Source organism: Streptomyces sp. NPDC037389 (genome assembly GCF_040636475.1).
Lineage (GTDB): Bacteria > Actinomycetota > Actinomycetes > Streptomycetales > Streptomycetaceae > Streptomyces > Streptomyces hesseae.
Window position 1 is genome coordinate 555516 of the sequence record NZ_JBEZUS010000003.1, and the last position, 15091, is coordinate 570606.

Annotated in this window: 17 protein-coding genes, 1 tRNA gene and 2 pseudogenes; 10 read left to right on the plus strand and 10 right to left on the minus strand. The window is 73.4% G+C overall.

Annotation, left to right across the window (positions count from 1 at the left end):
* Positions 1–4: 4 nt before the first annotated feature.
* Complete coding sequence (locus tag AB0E98_RS09240) at positions 5–742, minus strand: pentapeptide repeat-containing protein (RefSeq protein ID WP_361700330.1); 738 nt, start codon at positions 740–742, stop codon at positions 5–7.
* 251 nt (positions 743–993) lie between these two features.
* Here AB0E98_RS09240 and AB0E98_RS09245 point away from each other — a divergent pair, with 251 nt between their 5' ends.
* The 3 genes from AB0E98_RS09245 (at position 994) to AB0E98_RS09255 (ending at position 3324) form a co-directional block, all read left to right on the plus strand.
* Complete coding sequence (locus tag AB0E98_RS09245) at positions 994–1290, plus strand: hypothetical protein (RefSeq protein ID WP_361700333.1); 297 nt, start codon at positions 994–996, stop codon at positions 1288–1290.
* A gap of 208 nt (positions 1291–1498) precedes the next feature.
* Positions 1499–2299: a maleylpyruvate isomerase family mycothiol-dependent enzyme gene (locus AB0E98_RS09250; RefSeq protein WP_361700336.1), complete on the plus strand. Its 801-nt coding sequence runs from the start codon at positions 1499–1501 to the stop codon at positions 2297–2299.
* A 164-nt stretch (positions 2300–2463) separates the two neighbouring features.
* The gene (locus tag AB0E98_RS09255) at positions 2464–3324 is read left to right on the plus strand and encodes an ATP nucleotide 3'-pyrophosphokinase (protein ID WP_361700339.1); all 861 of its coding nucleotides are present in this window, start codon (positions 2464–2466) and stop codon (positions 3322–3324) included.
* Here AB0E98_RS09255 and AB0E98_RS09260 read toward each other — a convergent pair.
* Complete coding sequence (locus AB0E98_RS09260; protein WP_361700342.1) at positions 3300–3722, minus strand: RidA family protein; 423 nt, start codon at positions 3720–3722, stop codon at positions 3300–3302. The genes AB0E98_RS09255 and AB0E98_RS09260 overlap by 25 nt on opposite strands.
* 82 nt (positions 3723–3804) lie before the next feature.
* Here AB0E98_RS09260 and AB0E98_RS09265 point away from each other — a divergent pair, with 82 nt between their 5' ends.
* Complete coding sequence (locus AB0E98_RS09265; RefSeq protein WP_361700344.1) at positions 3805–4116, plus strand: hypothetical protein; 312 nt, start codon at positions 3805–3807, stop codon at positions 4114–4116.
* Between the two features lie 30 nt (positions 4117–4146).
* On the opposite strand, the gene AB0E98_RS09270 is transcribed toward AB0E98_RS09265, so the two are convergent.
* The gene (locus AB0E98_RS09270) at positions 4147–5361 is read right to left on the minus strand and encodes an NAD(P)/FAD-dependent oxidoreductase (RefSeq protein ID WP_361700346.1); all 1215 of its coding nucleotides are present in this window, start codon (positions 5359–5361) and stop codon (positions 4147–4149) included.
* 120 nt (positions 5362–5481) lie between these two features.
* On the opposite strand from AB0E98_RS09270, the gene AB0E98_RS09275 reads away from it, so the two are divergent.
* Complete coding sequence (locus AB0E98_RS09275; RefSeq protein WP_361700349.1) at positions 5482–6024, plus strand: TetR/AcrR family transcriptional regulator C-terminal domain-containing protein; 543 nt, start codon at positions 5482–5484, stop codon at positions 6022–6024.
* A 16-nt stretch (positions 6025–6040) separates the two neighbouring features.
* Here the strand turns inward: AB0E98_RS09275 and AB0E98_RS09280 are convergent, their stop codons facing one another.
* The gene (locus AB0E98_RS09280) at positions 6041–7465 is read right to left on the minus strand and encodes an MFS transporter (RefSeq protein ID WP_361700352.1); all 1425 of its coding nucleotides are present in this window, start codon (positions 7463–7465) and stop codon (positions 6041–6043) included.
* The gene (locus AB0E98_RS09285) at positions 7462–8112 is read right to left on the minus strand and encodes a TetR/AcrR family transcriptional regulator (protein ID WP_361700355.1); all 651 of its coding nucleotides are present in this window, start codon (positions 8110–8112) and stop codon (positions 7462–7464) included. Before AB0E98_RS09285 ends, AB0E98_RS09280 begins: the two co-directional genes overlap by 4 nt.
* 101 nt (positions 8113–8213) lie before the next feature.
* Between AB0E98_RS09285 and AB0E98_RS09290 the strand changes: the two genes are divergently transcribed.
* Together AB0E98_RS09290 and AB0E98_RS09295 are read left to right on the plus strand one after the other, a co-directional pair.
* On the plus strand, positions 8214–8384 hold the full coding sequence (locus AB0E98_RS09290) for a hydrophobic protein (RefSeq protein ID WP_361700358.1): 171 nt from the start codon (positions 8214–8216) through the stop codon (positions 8382–8384).
* A gap of 54 nt (positions 8385–8438) precedes the next feature.
* The gene (locus tag AB0E98_RS09295) at positions 8439–8873 is read left to right on the plus strand and encodes an SRPBCC family protein (RefSeq protein ID WP_361700361.1); all 435 of its coding nucleotides are present in this window, start codon (positions 8439–8441) and stop codon (positions 8871–8873) included.
* 63 nt (positions 8874–8936) lie between these two features.
* Here the strand turns inward: AB0E98_RS09295 and AB0E98_RS09300 are convergent, their stop codons facing one another.
* Both AB0E98_RS09300 and AB0E98_RS09305 read right to left on the minus strand, forming a co-directional pair.
* Entirely contained in the window at positions 8937–9842 is a 906-nt protein-coding gene (locus AB0E98_RS09300; protein ID WP_361700364.1) for a hypothetical protein, read from the minus strand.
* A 43-nt stretch (positions 9843–9885) separates the two neighbouring features.
* Entirely contained in the window at positions 9886–10068 is a 183-nt protein-coding gene (locus tag AB0E98_RS09305) for a CsbD family protein (protein ID WP_361700367.1), read from the minus strand.
* 154 nt (positions 10069–10222) lie between these two features.
* Between AB0E98_RS09305 and AB0E98_RS09310 the strand changes: the two are divergent.
* The 3 genes and pseudogenes from AB0E98_RS09310 to AB0E98_RS09320 all read left to right on the plus strand — a co-directional run.
* Positions 10223–10744, plus strand: a pseudogene (locus tag AB0E98_RS09310) (phosphatase PAP2 family protein); the annotation flags it as partial.
* Positions 10745–10842: 98 nt separating this feature from the next.
* Positions 10843–10930, plus strand: a tRNA-Leu gene (locus tag AB0E98_RS09315).
* A gap of 647 nt (positions 10931–11577) precedes the next feature.
* A pseudogene (locus AB0E98_RS09320) lies at positions 11578–11664 on the plus strand (IS5/IS1182 family transposase); the annotation flags it as partial.
* Here the strand turns inward: AB0E98_RS09320 and AB0E98_RS09325 are convergent.
* From AB0E98_RS09325 to metE, 3 genes are all read right to left on the minus strand, one after another.
* On the minus strand, positions 11634–11816 hold the full coding sequence (locus AB0E98_RS09325; RefSeq protein WP_361700571.1) for a hypothetical protein: 183 nt from the start codon (positions 11814–11816) through the stop codon (positions 11634–11636). The pseudogene AB0E98_RS09320 and the gene AB0E98_RS09325 sit on opposite strands and share 31 nt — an antisense overlap.
* A 71-nt stretch (positions 11817–11887) precedes the next feature.
* Positions 11888–12682 (minus strand): aminotransferase class IV family protein, encoded by a 795-nt coding sequence (locus AB0E98_RS09330; RefSeq protein WP_361700369.1) that lies wholly within the window; start codon positions 12680–12682, stop codon positions 11888–11890.
* A gap of 70 nt (positions 12683–12752) precedes the next feature.
* Positions 12753–15077: a 5-methyltetrahydropteroyltriglutamate--homocysteine S-methyltransferase gene (gene metE / locus AB0E98_RS09335; RefSeq protein WP_361700372.1), complete on the minus strand. Its 2325-nt coding sequence runs from the start codon at positions 15075–15077 to the stop codon at positions 12753–12755.
* Positions 15078–15091 lie beyond the last annotated feature (14 nt).

The following is a 15091-nucleotide window of genomic DNA, read 5'->3' on the forward strand; positions in this document are numbered from 1 at the left end:
GCCTTCAGCCGACCACCCGCAGGCCCAGCGCGGCGCACACGGCGGCGGCCTGCCCCGGTGAGATCACCGTGCCGCGCAGCCGGGACACCACGGCCTCGCCGATCTCGCCGAGGTCGGCGCCGCGCAGGTCGGCGCCGTCCAGCCTGGCCTCCCTCAGGTCCGCCTCGCGCAGCCGGCAGTCCTCGAAGACCGCGTCCCGCAGGTCGGCGCGGTACAGGTGTGCCTCGGTCAGGTCACAGCCGGTCAGGTGGATACCGCGCAGGGCCGTGTCACGCAGGTCGACGAGCTGCATCGCGCAGTTCCGCAGGGTCAGGGTGACGGCCAGGCCACGCAGCGCGGACAGGTCCGCGCCGGTCATCCGGCAGCCGGTGAAGGCGGCGTCGTCCAGCATGGCCCGTGCGAAGCGGGCGTTGGCGAGGTCGGTGCGCTCGAAGACGGCGTCGCCCAGGTCGGCGGCCTCGAAGTCCGCCGAGGCGAAGGAGCCGCCCGAGAAACGGGCCTGCGTCAGCACGGCCTCCGGGAGGCGGGCCTCGACGGCGACGCAGTCGTCGAACACGGCCTCGGTGAGATCGGCGCCGCGCAGATCGGCCCGGCTGAGGTCGCAGCGGCGCAGGGCCACGGGGGCCGTGCGACGGGCGAGGGCCGCGCGCAGGTCCAGGCCGGTGAGGTCGAGGCCGGTGAGCTCGTCCTGGGCGGCCAGTGCGTCGAGGGTGTCCTGAGGGGTGGGGTCGGCGGCGTTCACGCCCGCCAGCATAGGCAACCGGCGGGGTGGGTTCCGTCTGCCGCCCATCACGTCCCTCGGTGCCGCCCGGGCCACGGGACTTGAGCACACCGCACCGGCACCCGCGCCCGGACCGTACGGATCAGCTCCCGGCGCTCCGACGAGCCGCCACCCACGAGGGTGTCCCGGGCGGTTTCGGGGGCGATCGTTGGTCCGTACGGCCCGGCGGGCCGTGCCGCACACGGATCTCAGGGACAGGAGCACACGCCACCATGGCCATCATCGTCACGTTCCAGGTCGAGGGCGCCGCAGGTAAGAAGCTCTACGACGACTGCATCACGCGTATCACCGACGGCCGCGGCTTCACCTCGCCGGCCGACCTTCCCGTGCCCGGACTGCTCGCGCACATCGCGGGCCCGGTGGACGGCGGCTGGCGGGTCGTCGACGTCTGGGAGTCGTCCGAGGCGCTGGAGGCCTTCGCCAAGCACCTCGGCCCCATCCTGGCCGATCTGGGGTACGGCGACCTCCAGCCCGACGTCACCCCCGCCTACAACGTCGTCCTCCGCTGACGCGGAGCACTGCCGACCGGACCACATCCGACCGGACCACGGTCGGCGGGCCCGCGCCGCACTCCCCTGCGATGCGGCGTGGGCCCGCCGGCCGTGGCGTCACTCCCCACCCTGCCGTCCACCGCGCCCCGGGACATCCTTCCGGGGGCCGGTGCCCCTCCGCCGCACGGCGGAGGCGCCCTACGACCACGGGTCGTACCGTGGCGGCATGACACAGCTGAGCTTCGACCGTCTCCGCGCCGAAATCCTCACGCAGACCGAATTGTTGACGACGCATGTCAAGGGCGTGGACCTGAGTGCGCCCGTGCCCTCCTGCCCCGGCTGGAACCTCGGGCAGCTGCTGCGCCATCTGGGCTGGGCGCACCGCTGGGCGGAGACGATCGTGCGGACGCGGTCGTCGGAGGCCGTGTCCCACGCGCGGCTCGACGACGTCGCCGGGTACACCGACGAGGACCTGACCGTGGTCGGTCCGTGGCTGGCCGAGGGCGCGGAGCTGCTGGTGGCCGCGCTGCGGGACGCCGGGCCCGGGTCGCGGGTGTGGACGCCGGTGCCCGGGGAGGCCTCCCCGGCGTTCTGGGCCCGCAGGATGACGCACGAGACGGCCGTCCACCGCGCGGACGCGGCGCGGGCCGCCGGTGTGGAGTTCGCCGTCGCCGAGGACGTCGCCGCCGACGCGCTCGACGAGTGGATGTCCTTCGGCTCGGTGCCGGAAGCGTTCGCCCCGGGGCCCGGGGTGCCCGCACTGCTGGGCCCCGGCCGTACGCTCGCGTTCCGTGCCACCGGCACCGCGCCCGGGGCGCGGGCGCACTGGCGGGTGGACCTCACGGGCAACGTCCCGGTCTGGAACCGTGCCCTCGGGGAGGCCGCCGTCGTGGCGAGCGCCCCACTGGCCGACCTCCTGCTGTACGTCTACGGGCGGCCCACGGCGGGTGGCGGCCCGGAGGTCACGGGGGACGCGGCGCTGCTGGAGCAGTGGCGGGAGCGGACCGGCTTCTGGCTCCACGAGTGAGCGCACCGGGCGGTGGCCGGTGTGCGGTGATCCCGCCACGGCACCGATCGGATCACGTCGAAAAGTCGGGACACACCGGGATCCCCCGTCACCGGTGAGCGCGTCGTGCGGTTGTGTACGCGTACTCATGCACGTACACACCAGGAAAGGGACGCGACACTTCCATGACCCTCCACCGCACCGCTCTCCGGGCCGTCTCCTCGGCCGCGCTGGTCACAGCACTCGGCCTCGTCCCGGCCCCTGCGGCCACGGCGGCTCCGGCCGGGGACCGGCAGTCCCCGGCCGGGGTGTCGGCCGGGCTCCTGCCCGGCGCCCACGGCGACGTCTCCGGCAAGACCTTCAAGGGCGGCCCCGGCGACGGCGGGTGGCACGGCGACGGGCTGGAGCTCAACGCCGCCGACAACAAGAAGGTCGACGCCTTCCTCCTCCACGCCCGCACGGCGGAGCGGTCCATCAGCCCGCAGGTCAAGGCGGCGGCCGCGATCAGCCACGCCCAGGTGATCGGTTTCGACCACCGGCTGAAGTCCGCCGACTCGCTCAAGCGCAAGGTCGCCACCGCCGTCAAGGAGACCCCCGGCCGGACCGTGGACCAGGCGCTGGCGGGCATCAACGACTCCGTCCGCTACACCCTCCAGTGGCCCGACGGCCGGTACGCCTCGGGTGTCGCCCTGGCCTCGTGGGTCCTCGCGGGCCGGGGCGACGACAGCGTGAAGTGGTCCAACACCTGGAGCCGCCCGAAGGGCTACAAGGGCGTCAATTCCGCCTGGAAGGAGCCGCGTTCGGGGCACGTCTTCGAGGTGCAGTTCCACACCCCGGCGAGCAAGCGGGCACAGGAGGAGACCCACAAGCTCTACGAGGAGGAGCGGCTGCCCACGACCACGCCCGAGCGCCGGAAGGAGCTCCAGGAGCAGCAGGACGCGATCTTCGCCGCCGTACCCGTACCCGCGGGGGCACCGGAACTGACGGCGCCCGCGTCACGCCGCCACCCGGCTCACCCGGCTCACTCCGCGCGCCCGGCCGCCTGACTCAGGAGCGCGAACGCCTCCACCTCCAGGAGCAGCTCGGGGCGGAACAGCGCGGCCACCTGCACGGCCGTGCTGGCGGGTGGGCGCGCGGTGCCGACGTACGCGTCACGCGCCTCGCGGACGGCGGGGAGGTGGGCGATGTCGGTGACGTAGTAGGTGAGCTTGACGACGTCGTCGAACGTGGCGCCCGCCGCCACCAGGCAGCGCCGCAGGTTCTCGAAGACCTGCCGCGCCTGGGCGGCGGGGTCGCCCTCGCCGACCACCTCGCCCCGCTCGTCGAGGGCCACTTGTCCGGAGAGCGCGACAAAGCGGCCGGCACCCATGACGACATGGGTGTAGCCGTTGCCGGGGAGGACACCTTCCGGCGCCGGGACGTGGGTGAGTCGTGTGTCGGTCATGGCCGCATCCTGCCCCGTGGAAGATCGTTTCCGCCAGCCGCCCACCGCTCCTTACCGTGGGCGGGCTGACGGAACGAATCGGGTGGACGGAACGAGAACGACCGATACGACGGCGGCGACCCGTGCGCCGGGGCGTCGCCGTGACCCCGGGGCCGTGCTGGCGCCGTTCGCCGAGGCGGCGACCGGGCTGGGGGCGACCAGCCTGTGGTGGGCCCTGCCCGCGATGGCCGCGGCCTTGTCGGCGGGGCGTCTGCCGGGGCGGACCCGGCCGCTGGTGGTGGCGCCGACCGTGCTGGTGACGGCGGCGTCGATCGCGGCGGTGGCCGTGCCGGGGCTGCTGGTGCTCGGCAGCCGGTTCGTGGTCGTGGTGGTCGGTGCCGCGCTGCTGCCGTGACCGAACGGCATCGCCGACCCCTGACGATCGTCAGGGTTGCGATTGCGGCGAGGAGTGAGGTACGCCCCCGGCGGCCACGACAGCCGTGGCCATCCCGTCCGCCGCCGTTCCGTCCATCGGTGGGAGGAACGGGACGAGGGCGGCCAGGCTGTGTTCCACCGCCTCGGCTCCGTAGCGGAGCATCCGGCGCTCGTACGCGTCGACAGCGTCGGGCAGGGTGCGGCGGCCCGCGTGGGCGTCGAGGAGCAGGCTGCGCAGCAGATCGGCGTCCCTCAGTGCCGTGTTCGCGCCGTTGCCGCCACTGGGCGACGTGGCGTGGATGGCGTCCCCGAGGAGGGTCACCGGGCCCAGGGGCCATCTCGGGCCGGGCCGTACCACCCGGATCGAGAGCAGGGTGCTGTTGTCGGGATCGGCGGCCTCGACGACGGCCCGCAGCTCGGGGTGCCAGCCCTCCGTCCGGGCCAGTACGGTCTGTTGCGCCCCGTCGCGGCCGGGAGTCGGCTCCGGCGTCCGCCCCGGCGGCAGCAGCATGGCCCAGCGGAGGTAGTCGGCGGCGCCGGGCAGCGAGAGCCCCGGCGCCAGCTCGGCCGCCGCCTCGCGCGGCGACCGGCGGAAGCGCATCAGGCCGAGCAGCATGCTCACGTCCTCGGCGACGACGCGGGTGCCGAAGCCGGGGACGAGACCGGCGAAGCGGTCGGTGAGCGGCGTACGGCCGATGACGAACCGGACGCCGGTGTCGTGGGGCCGGACGGCCGGCGCCAACCGGGCCCGTACGGCAGAGTTGATCCCGTCGGCGCCGACCAGCAGATCGGCCGTGTCACTGGTCCCGTCCGCGAAACGGGCCTCCACCCGGCCGTCGGAACGCACGTGATAGGTCGTCAGCTCCTTGCCGAAGCGCAGAGCCTCGTCGTCGAGTCCCGCGAGCAGGATGTGGCGCAGGACGTGCCGGTCGGCGGCGGTGACCCCTGCCATCGGCTGCTCACTCAGCGGACGCAGCCACGGGTCGACGGCCCGCGCGGGGCCCGTGAGGTCGCCCAGGGTCGCCTCCACCAAGGGGCGGAGCTCCCCGGGCAGACAGCCGCGCAGCGCGGCGAGCCCCTGTTCGGCGAGCCCTATCCGGAAGCCCTGGAAGCGGGCCGTGACGCGGGCGTCCCTCTCGTAGACCACCACGTCGACTCCCGCCCGCCGGAGCCCCTGCGCCAGGCAGAGCCCTCCCAGTCCGGCGCCGATCACGATGACACGCATGTCGCCTCCCCCTTATTGAGCACTGCTCAATTGAACGGTGCTCAAGTTACTTGGTCGGTGTTCAAGTCGGCAAGGGGTTACGGGCATCATGGGACGGCGAAGGAACATGGGAGGTTCGCGATGCCGCTGGACAGGTCCATCGTGCTGAAAGCAGCACTGGAACAGCTCGACGAGGTGGGACTGGACGAGTTCTCCACCCGCAAACTGGCGGCCGCGCTGGGCGTCCGGGTCGGCGCCCTCTACTGGCACTACCCCAGCAAGCAGGCCCTGCTGGACGCGATCGCCGAACACATCGCCGCCGACGCGACGGCCGCACCGCTGCCCGACGGGGACTGGGCGGAGCGACTGGACGCGATCGCCCGGACGCTACGCGACGCCATGCTCGCGCACACCGACGGGGCACGGGTCATCGCCTGCATGAGCGCGCCGGGCCCCATGGCACACGCCTTCTTCGAGCGCCTCGTCGCGGTGCTCCGGGAGACGGGGCTGGACGCCGACACCGCGGCCTCCGCCGGCGACGTCCTGACCAGCTACGTCAACGGGTTCACCGTCGAGGAACAGGCCCGCGGGATCCGGCGGCAGAGCAGGGCCGAGCGCGACCGGCTCTTCGGCTTCGGCGTCTCCGTGGTGATCGGCGGGCTGCGCCCCCTGGTCGGGGGCTGAACCGGCGGCGGTCGGGTCAGCCGGCGGTGTGCGACGCGACGGGGCGGGGTTCGTCCTGTGCGGGAGTTCCCTTCCGGGGCGTCCCGCCGCGCGGGAGCAGGGACGCGGGAAGCAGGCCGAGGGCGGTGACCCCGGCCAGGACCAGGAGCGTCGGGCCCATCCGCGGGGCGGCGCCGGCGCCGGCCTGCGGATGGAGGAGCATCATGCCCGCGGCGACGGCTGTGCCGAAGGCCGGCCCGACGTTCATCGCCGTCTGCTTGAGGCCGCCGACGACCCCGGCGTAGCCGGGCGGGGCGTCGCCGACGACCGTCCCGGTGGCGGTGACCATCACGGTCGCGAACCCCGCGCCGAGCACCGCGAAGGCGGCCCCGGCGACCGTCCACGAGCTGTCCGCGTCGAGCCGGGAGAGCCCGGCGACGCCGAGGACGACGAGGAGCGAACCGGCGGTCGCGGTACGGCGCGGACCGTGGCGGCGCAGGGCAGCACCCGCGACGGGCGCGCCGAGCACCATGAGGGCCGTCAGCGGCAGCACGCGCAGACCGCAGTCGAGCGGGCCGAACCCGAGGACGTTCTGGAGGAAGAACGTCGTCACGAACAACGCGCCGAACATGCCCGCCGAGGTGACCAACAGCAGCGTCATCGACGCCGTCACCGGTACCGACCGGGCCACGGCGCGCGGCACGATCGGTCGCGCGGCGCGGCGTTCGTGCCCGACGAACGCCGTCGCGAGCCCCGCGACGGCCGCGAGGCCGAGGAGCGTGGGCGGGGCGGTCCAGCCGTGTTCCGGTACGCCGACGAGGGTGTGCACCAGGACCGCGAGCGCCGTCGTGAGCAGAGCGGCGCCGGGGAGATCGAGCCGCCGGGAGCCGTCGTGGGGCGGCGCGGGGACGCGGACGGCGAGGGTGACCGCGGCGCTCGCGAGGGCGACCGGCACGTTGATGACGAACACCGCCCGCCAGCCCAGCGGGCCGACGAGGGCGCCCCCGAGCACGGGTCCGGCCGCGGCCGCCACCCCGATCGCGCTCGTGCGGAGGGCGACGGCGCGGCCGAGCCGCTCCTCCGGGTACGCCGACCTCAGCAGGGCGAGGGTCGCGGGCTGGAGGAGCGCCCCGAACACGCCCTGGACGGCGCGCAGTCCGATCACCCAGCCGATGCCGGGCGCGAGCGCGATGCCGGCCGAGGCGGCCGCGAAGCCGAGCAGGCCGATGCGGAGCATCAGCGGGTGCCCGTACCGGTCGCCGAGGCGTCCGGCGACGACGAGGAGCGCGGCGACGGCCAGCAGATAGCTCGTGCTCGTCCACTGGACCTGGGCGAGGCCCGCGCCGAAGTCCCGTTGCAGGCTGGGCTGCGCCACGCTCAGCACCGTGCCGTCCAGCGCGACGATCATCGCGCCGGCCACGCTGACGAGCAGGACGAGGCGGGCGCGTGCGGACTCGGTCATGGGTTCACCGGGCCGAGGTGGGCGTCGAGGGCGGCCGTGACGAGCCGGTCGAGGATCTCCGGCGCGGGGCTGCCGAGGACGAGGGGCAGGCTCTCCGACGTCCAGAGCTGGGCGATGCCGTGGAGGTTGGCCCAGAGGGCGGCGGCCGCGACGTCCGGCGGCGTGGCCTCGTTCGCGCGGCAGTGGGCGACGAGTCCGGTGAAGAGGCCGAACATGGGGAGCGTCGACTCCCGGAGCCGGGCCCCGCCGCCGCCCCCGTCCGGCGCGTTCTTCTCGCTGTCCAGCAGGTCGTGCCGGAACATCAGCTCGAACATGCCGCGGCATTCCAGCGCGTATCCGACGTACGTCCGCGCCAGCGCGCCCAGCCGGGCGCGCGGCGTCATGGCCTGCTCCGTCGCGGCCTGCTCCGTCGTCGCCTGCTCCGTCGTGGCGGCGACGCGGGCCCCGAGGTCCGCGAAGCCTCGGCGGGCGATCGCGGAGAGGAGGGAGTGGTGCGTCGGGAAGTACCGGCGCGGGGCCCCGTGCGAGACGCCGGCGCGGCGGGCGATCTCGCGCAGGCCGAGCGCGGCGGTGCCTTCGGTCAGCACCAGCTCCACCCCGGCGTCGATCAGCCGTTCCCGGAGGGAGGTATCGGATTCCTGTGACATAGACACTGTCTACCAGAGGGTGGTAGACAGTGTCTACTCGCCTGGTCCCGGACATGAACCGCGTGCGACCGGGCAGGCGAACGGCAGGAGGTGGACGTCTTTTGGTTCCGATCCTTCTCGCCCTGCTCCTCGCCCTGCTCCTCTTCGGCGCGGGGTTCGCCGTCAAGGTGCTGTGGTGGGTGGCCGTGGCCGTGCTCGTGATCTGGCTGCTGGGCTTCCTGATGAGGTCCACCGGGCCCGGTGGCGGACGGGGGCGCTGGTACCGGTGGTGACCGAGCCCGAGCCGTTCCCGGCACAGGCCGCCAGGATGTGACATACCTTCAGTGGTGAGATCCATTCTGATCAGTCACCACTCCCGGCTCCCGGTCGACGAGGCGTGGCGACGGCTCACCGACTGGGAGCGGCACGGGGAGCACGTCCCGTTCACCCGCGTCGCGGTGACGACGCCGCCGCCGACGGGCGTGGGGACGCGGTTCACGGCCCGGACCGGTGTGGGCCGGGCGGCGTTCGAGGACGTCATGGAGGTCGTCCGCTGGCATCCGCCGGCCGGGGGCCGTCCGGGCCACTGCCGGCTGGAGAAGCGCGGCTCCTTCATGACCGGCTGGGCCGAGCTGGAGGCGGGCCCGTCGGGGTCCGGCTCCTGGATCGTCTGGCGAGAGGTCCTGCACATCGCGGGACTGCCGACGGCGTTCGACTCGGTGACGGCCCTGTGCGGCCACTGGGTCTTCGACCGGGTGGTCCGGCGGCTGATGGAGGCGTGACGCCGGGGTACGGATCGCACGGGCTCCGAAGGGGCAGGCGATTCCTCCCCCACCTTGAACGCCTCACCGCAGACGGTCGACCTCGGCGTCGGCGGCTTCGGCCGCCTCCCGGGCCGCGAGCCAGGCGCGTTCCGCCTCGCGGAGCCGGTCGCGCACCTCCCCCACCGTCTCCTCGGCGGTGCTCCGGCGGGCCCGGGCGGCGTCCAGTTCGACGGTCAGCTCGGCGAGGTGCTGCCCGGCCGTGCGCTCGTCCCGTTCCGCGCGGTCGGCGGCCTTCCGGACGCGGGCCAGTTCCGTCTCGCAGGCACGGACGTCGGCCGCCGCCCGCTCGGCGCGGCGGCGGGCGCGGTCGAGCTCCTCGCGCCGCCGCTCCCGCCGGCGCCGCTCGCGCGCCTCGGCCAGGTCGGCGACCTCGGCCCCCTCCGCGCCGCCGTCCCCGGCCCCGGCCTCCCCTCCGGGCGGGGCCGCCAGCCGGTCCGCCGGGCCGGGGAGCGTCCCGGGGAATCCGGGCACACCGGCCAGAGGCCGGGACAGCCGCCCGGCGGCCCACTCCTCCGCCGCCCGGGGATCCGCGAGAACGGCATACAGGGTCTCCTCGACCTCACGCGCCACGGCGTCACCGACCCGGTGCCCCGCCTCCTCCGCGAGACCGCGGGCCTCCCGGGACAGCGAGGCGACCAGGGCCCGCTGCCGACGGCCGAGCTCGCGCAACCGTCCGCCGTCCAGCGTCCGGTGGGCCTCGCGCAGCCCCTCGCCGAGGCGGACGAGCGCGCGGGCCTCGTCCGGCCGGTTCCGTACGAGGAGGTTGCACACCCAGGCCGCCGACGTGGGACGACGCAGGGCCTTCAGACTGCGGGCCAGCTCCGGGTCGCCGTCGCGGACGGCCCGGGCGGCGAGCCGGTCGCGGGCGGCGGTGAACTCTTCCGGCCGCAGCAGGAAGAGTTCGTCGGCGACGCTGTCGGCGTCCATGGCCGGTCGTGTGCGGAACGCCTCGCGCGCGGGCGGGCGGCGGCTACTTGTGCTTCTTCCTGAAGCCCTGCCGCGCCTTCTCCATGACGTCGCGGAGGTCGCCCCTGGCCCGCTCGTAGCGCCCCTGGGCCTCCATGCGCCGGTCGCCGGTCATCCGGCCGGCGGTCTCCTTGATCAGACCCTTCGTCTGCTCGGCCTTCGCCCTGACCTTGTCCTTGGCGCTCATCCGGAGCCCGCCTTTCGAAAGCGAGGTGCTGCGGTCGTCCCCGTGCACGAGTCTCCGGGGGCTCCGCCGCGGGCGCATGCCCCGTACGGCATATGGCTGAACCGGCCCCCGGACCCGAGAGCGTGCGCACCGCCGGAGCGGGTACCCGCCGGGCATGCGGAACACGGTGAGCGCATGGGACCGGGCCCTGTTCCAGCGGGTCGCGACCCACCACTGGCCGGCGGGCGACCGGGTGCTGCCGAGACTGTCGCGCGGCGCCGACCACGGGATGCTGTGGCTCGGCATGGCCGCCGGCGCGGCCCTGCTGGGCGGGCCGCCCGCCCGGCGCGCCGCGCTGCGGGGCGTGATGTCGCTGGCGGCCGCCTCGGCGACGGTGAACACGCTCGGCAAACGGACGGTACGGCGCGGCCGTCCGGTGCTGGACGCGGTGCCCGTGGTCCGCCGGCTGTCCCGGCAGCCGTTCACCACGTCCTTCCCGTCGGGGCACGCCGCCTCGGCCGTCGCCTTCACCACCGGCGTGGGCCTGGAGAACCCCGCCTGGGGCCTGGCCCTCGCCCCGCTCGCCTGGTCGGTGTGCTTCTCCCGCGTCTACACGGGGGTGCACTACCCCGCCGACGTCCTGGCCGGCGCCCTCCTCGGCGCGGGCGCCGCGCTCGCGGTGCGCGGCGTCCTGCCCCCGGACCACGACGCCGACCCGGCGTGAAAGAGCACCCCGAAACCTTGGTATTCTTTTCCACGTCGCCGCAGGGATTGCCCAGCAGCGACAAGCACCAGGTCCGGGTGGCGGAATGGCAGACGCGCTAGCTTGAGGTGCTAGTGCCCTTTATCGGGCGTGGGGGTTCAAGTCCCCCCTCGGACACCAGCAGGAACAGAGAAATCCCCGGCGCAGCTGGGGATTTCTGCTTTCCCGGACCCCGGCGTGACCAGTAGCGCGACCAGTAGGATCCGGGACTTCTCACGACCGGCGGCGCAACACACCACATGACCGGACCGGACGCGGATCTCGCTCGTACCGCCACCGCAGCATCCCTGGTCATCTGCCGCGCCGTCTTGAGCAGGGTTTCCGCCGGACATGGGACACCGCGGTTGCGGTAGGAGGGTCGTAGCAGGCGGACGTCGGGCATGGCACGACGAAAGACCGCGTGAAGCCTCCCGGGCCGGGCAGAATCTGTCGCAAGTCCCCTCCTACCAGGGGCTTCACGTGCTGCTCAGGGTCATGCGAGGCGAACGTCTCCGCCACCTCACTCGCTTGCCGAGAAAACCTCAGTGCGTGGTGACCCAGGTACGAACGACCTTGGGAGCGACGTCGAGCGGGATCGAATACGCATGCCCGATCCGCCCCGCGGTCTGCGGGATCGCATGTGTCCCTGATAATGAAAGGGGGAGCGCAGGCCGCAGGGTTTGGTCCAGCAGGCGTTCCACAGCGTTTCGATATCCCCCGGGCCACCCGTTCCTTCGGCATGGACGTCATCGGAGTGCGTCGGACGGCTCCCGCATCCGCGCGAAAAAGGGGGAGCCGACACCGGTCCGTCGCCGGTCGACCGGCGGAAGACGGGCAGCAAACATCACCTGATCTGCGACGGACGCGGCACCCCGTTCCAGGTCGGATCCTGCCGGTCATCTCCCGCAAGGGCGCCCCGAAAATCCAGGAACCGGGCAAACTCCGCTACGTCGTCGAGCAGACCTTCGCCCTGCGCCACCAGTTCAAACGACTCGCCGTCCACCGGGAACGCCGCACCGGACTCCACGACACCTTCGTCTCATTGGCCTGCGCCCTTATTTGCCGGAGACGCCTCAAGAAACACCGATCATGATCGTGTTACGAGCTCCGAAGACGCTCTCCTTGAATATCCGCATACCCGTCGCGCAGTGCCATCAGCACCGGGTGCTCATGCGGGAACCGCACGTCGTCGAGCGCGCTGACAGTACGGACACCGATGGACACGTTCGTGGCGAACGCCGCGGCCATGCCGGGAACGTCGGCGAGCCGTACCGGGGCGGTGATCTGCTTCGGGGTGTCGAGGCTCTGGAGCAGCAGCATCGTCGTGCCGGGGAGGGCTGGGGCGGTCGGCCAGATGACCGTGCCCTGCTGGTCGACGAAGCCGAGGTTCCAGGTGGCACCCTCGGATACGCGGCCGTCCGGTTCGACGAATACGGCGTCGTCGAAACCGGCGAGCTGGGCGTCGCGGCGGAGCTTGAGCTGTGGGTGGAGCCCGATGTGTTTCACCTCCGCGTTGTCGCGGGTGAAGGTGAAGGTCTTCGCTGTCAGTGGTGGTGGCGTCAGGGCGCCGGCCGGCCGTACGTTCACCAGGATGTGGGGGTTCTTGGCGGCGCTGGGGCGTGACAGGTCGAGGGTGGGGTCGAAGACGGTGACGCGGAGGCCGGCCACCCCGGTGACGCCGTCCGCGGCCTGGCGGATGTAGTTCAGGGTCCGTTGCCGGTCCAGGTCGACGCCGAAGACTATGCGGCAGTCCCGCACCAGGCGGTCCAGGTGGAGCGACAGCCCCCGTACCGTGCCGTCCTCCATCCGCATGGTCGTGAAGTGCCCGTAATTCGTGAGGGCGAGAGCCTGGACATCGTCGAGGGTGGCGGGATTTCCGTTGAGTTCGGCCATGTGGTCAGTCTCGCAGCCGTCCGGGCCGAGGGGTGCACCGATGGTGGTCGGGGCACCCCTTGGCGCGCCCTTACGAGGACGAGCCCGGGAGCTCCTCCCTCACCGTGCGGGCCGCCGTCACCAGATGCTCCAGGGAGGCACGGACCTCGGGCCAGCCTCGGGTCTTCAGGCCGCAGTCGGGGTTGACCCACAGCCGTTCGGCGGGGATGGCGGCAAGTCCCCGGCGCAGCAGGGCGGCCGCCTCGTCGGCGGCGGGGACGCGGGGCGAGTGGATGTCGTAGACGCCGGGGCCAACTTCGCGGGGATAGCCGGCGGCGGCGAGTTCGCCCGCGACCTGCATATGGGAGCGTGCCGCCTCCAGGCTGATGACGTCGGCGTCGAGGTCGTCGATGGCCTGGAGGATGTCGCCGAACTCGGCGTAGCACATGTGGGTGTGGATCTGGGTGTCCGGGCGGACGCCGCCGGTGGTCAGGCGGAAGGCCTCGGTGGCCCAGGACAAATAGGCGGGGCGGTCGGCGGTGCGCAGGGGCAGGGTTTCGCGGAGGGCGGGTTCGTCGACCTGGATCACGGCGGTGCCCGCCGCCTCCAGGTCGGCGACCTCGTCGCGCAGTGCGAGCGCGACCTGGCGGGCGGTCTCGGCGCGGGGCTGGTCGTCGCGGACGAAGGACCAGGCGAGCATGGTGACGGGGCCGGTGAGCATGCCCTTGACGGGCCGATTGGTGAGGGACTGGGCGTAAGACGTCCAGCGCACGGTCATCGGCTCGGGGCGGGAGACGTCGCCGGCCAGGACCGGTGGGCGGACGTAGCGGGTGCCGTAGGACTGGACCCAGCCGTGCCGGGTGGCGAGGTAGCCGGTGAGGCGTTCGGCGAAGTACTGGACCATGTCGTTGCGTTCGGCCTCGCCGTGGACCAGGACGTCCAGGCCGGTCTTCTCCTGGAAGGCGACGACCTCGCGGATCTCGGCCTCGATGCGCCGCTCGTAGGCGTCGGTGCCGATGCGTCCGGCGCGCAGGTCGGCGCGGGCGGTGCGTAGTTCGCCGGTCTGGGGGAAGGAGCCGATGGTGGTCGTGGGCAGCGGGGGCAGGCCCAGGCGGGCGCGCTGGGCGGTGGTCCGCTCGGCGTAGGGCAGCGAGCGGCGGGCGTCGTCGCCGGTGACGGCGGTGGTGCGGGCGCGGACGGCCGGGTCGTGGGTGAGGGCGGAGCCGGCGCGGGAGGCCAGGTCGGCGCGGTTGGCGGCGAGTTCGGCGGCGATGGCAGCGGTGCCGTGGCCGAGGCCGCGGGCGAGGGTGACGATCTCGGTGGTCTTCTGGCGGGCGAAGGCGAGCCAGCGGGCGATCCGCGGGTCGATGTCGCGTTCGGCGGTGGCGTCGAGGGGGACGTGGAGGAGGGAGCTGGAGGCGGCGACGTCCACGCGGCCGGCGAGGCCGAGGAGGGTGGCGAGGGTGGCCAGCGACGCCGTCAGGTCGTTGATCCAGACGTTGCGGCCGTCGACGACGCCCGCGACGAGTCGTTTGCCGGGCAGTCCGCCGGCGGCCGCGAGGTCGTCGAGGTTGGCGGCGGCGGGGCCGGTGAAGTCGAGGGCGAGGCCGTCGACGGGGGCCTTGGCCAGCATGGGCAGGGCCTCGCCCAGGCGGTCGAAGTAGGAGGCGACGAGGAGTTTCGGCCGGTCCGCCAGGGCCCCGAGGTCGCGGTAGGCGCGGGCTGCCGCGTTCAGTTCGGCCGGGGTGCGGTCCTGGACGAGGGCGGGCTCGTCCAGTTGGACCCACTCGGCCCCGGCGGCGCGCAGCGCGGTGAGCACCTCGGCGTAGACGGGCAGCAGCCGGTCCAGGAGGGTGAGCGGGTCGAAGCCGGCCGGGGCGCCGGGGGCGGGTTTGGCGAGCAGGAGGTAGGTGACCGGTCCGACGAGGACGGGGCGGGCGGCGAGGCCGAGGGCCAGGGCCTCCTGGAGTTCGCCGAGTTGTTTGGCGGGGTCGGCGGTGAAGACGGTGTCGGGACCGAGCTCCGGGACGAGGTAGTGGTAGTTGGTGTCGAACCACTTGGTCATCTCCAGGGGCGCCACGTCCTGGGTTCCGCGTGCCATGGCGAAGTAGCCGTCCAGGGGGTCGGCGGCGAAGGCCGGGCGGTGGCGGGCGGGGATCGCGCCGAGCATGACGCTGGTGTCGAGGACGTGGTCGTAGTACGAGAAGTCACCGGTGGGGACCTCGTGGAGGCCGGCGGCGTCGAGATCGCGCCATGTGGCGGCGCGCAGTCCGGCGGCGGTCCGGCGCAGGGCGTCGGCGGAGACGGCGCCCTTCCAGTAGCCTTCGACGGCCTTCTTCAGTTCCCGGTCCCGTCCCTGACGGGGGTAGCCGTACACGGTGGCCCGGGCTGCCGCGGCTGCGGACTTGCTGGTCACGGAACTCTCCTTCG

Bases quoted from the DNA above. Each gene is read 5' to 3' on its own strand.
- AB0E98_RS09275 (WP_361700349.1), top strand. From the start codon at position 5,482: ATGCCGCTGGACAGGTCCATCGTGCTGAAAGCAGCACTGGAACAGCTC.
- AB0E98_RS09255 (WP_361700339.1), top strand. From the start codon at position 2,464: ATGACCCTCCACCGCACCGCTCTCCGGGCCGTCTCCTCGGCCGCGCTG.
- AB0E98_RS09330 (WP_361700369.1), bottom strand. From the start codon at position 12,682: ATGGCCGAACTCAACGGAAATCCCGCCACCCTCGACGATGTCCAGGCT.
- AB0E98_RS09285 (WP_361700355.1), bottom strand. From the start codon at position 8,112: ATGTCACAGGAATCCGATACCTCCCTCCGGGAACGGCTGATCGACGCC.
- AB0E98_RS09260 (WP_361700342.1), bottom strand. From the start codon at position 3,722: ATGACCGACACACGACTCACCCACGTCCCGGCGCCGGAAGGTGTCCTC.
- AB0E98_RS09300 (WP_361700364.1), bottom strand. From the start codon at position 9,842: ATGGACGCCGACAGCGTCGCCGACGAACTCTTCCTGCTGCGGCCGGAA.
- AB0E98_RS09270 (WP_361700346.1), bottom strand. From the start codon at position 5,361: ATGCGTGTCATCGTGATCGGCGCCGGACTGGGAGGGCTCTGCCTGGCG.
- AB0E98_RS09250 (WP_361700336.1), top strand. From the start codon at position 1,499: ATGACACAGCTGAGCTTCGACCGTCTCCGCGCCGAAATCCTCACGCAG.
- AB0E98_RS09245 (WP_361700333.1), top strand. From the start codon at position 994: ATGGCCATCATCGTCACGTTCCAGGTCGAGGGCGCCGCAGGTAAGAAG.
- AB0E98_RS09305 (WP_361700367.1), bottom strand. From the start codon at position 10,068: ATGAGCGCCAAGGACAAGGTCAGGGCGAAGGCCGAGCAGACGAAGGGT.
- AB0E98_RS09280 (WP_361700352.1), bottom strand. From the start codon at position 7,465: ATGACCGAGTCCGCACGCGCCCGCCTCGTCCTGCTCGTCAGCGTGGCC.